The 541-nt window shown below is 41.4% G+C and carries 1 protein-coding gene; it reads left to right on the top strand.

Translation table 11 applies throughout. The features are described 5' to 3' along the window. A partial coding sequence (locus tag JCM15907_RS09755; RefSeq protein ID WP_025843643.1) for a hypothetical protein occupies positions 1-468 on the top strand: 468 nt, incomplete at its 5' end. Between the last annotated feature and the right edge of the window lie 73 nt (positions 469-541).

The following is a 541-nucleotide window of genomic DNA, read 5'->3' as shown; positions in this document are numbered from 1 at the left end:
AATGAGCGATGGGGCTTTGATTGCAAGCTCGGAGTATTAGGTGTGTGGGATTCTATGCCTCGGTTCTCTCCAGGGTTTTCTTTCATCTATCGTGGTTTTTATGGAGACTTCTTGATTTCAGCCCCTTCTCATATGAGGGATGCTCGAATCGGGAAGTGGGAGGACAAGAGAAGTATATCTTTCCACTTGGGTTACCAAATACCTTTTTCAGAGGCTTTCAGAATTGTGCCTGTGCTGGGGCACACTTTCGTTGCAACTGGAATTACAGATGGCTATGATTGGATTTCGGGAAGTGGAGGAATTGAGAATAAATTTACTCCTACAAAAACGGTCGGGGGATTAGATTATGGGGCTGTTTTCGTGTACAACTTTATGTGGAGAGCTATGGATATGGATTTATTACCCATTAATCTGTCTTTAACAGCAACAAGATATGGATTGTATGGAGGTATAGGTTGTGAGTTCTAAATTGACATAAGTATGATATAAGAAGCCTGATACTCTGGTAGCGAGTATCGGGCTTTTTTATTCTTTGATATTG

The organism is Porphyromonas gingivicanis JCM 15907 (genome assembly GCF_000614585.1).
Classification (GTDB): domain Bacteria; phylum Bacteroidota; class Bacteroidia; order Bacteroidales; family Porphyromonadaceae; genus Porphyromonas; species Porphyromonas gingivicanis.
Note: the sequence above shows the minus strand (reverse complement) of the source record. Positions and strands in the feature narration are given on the sequence as shown.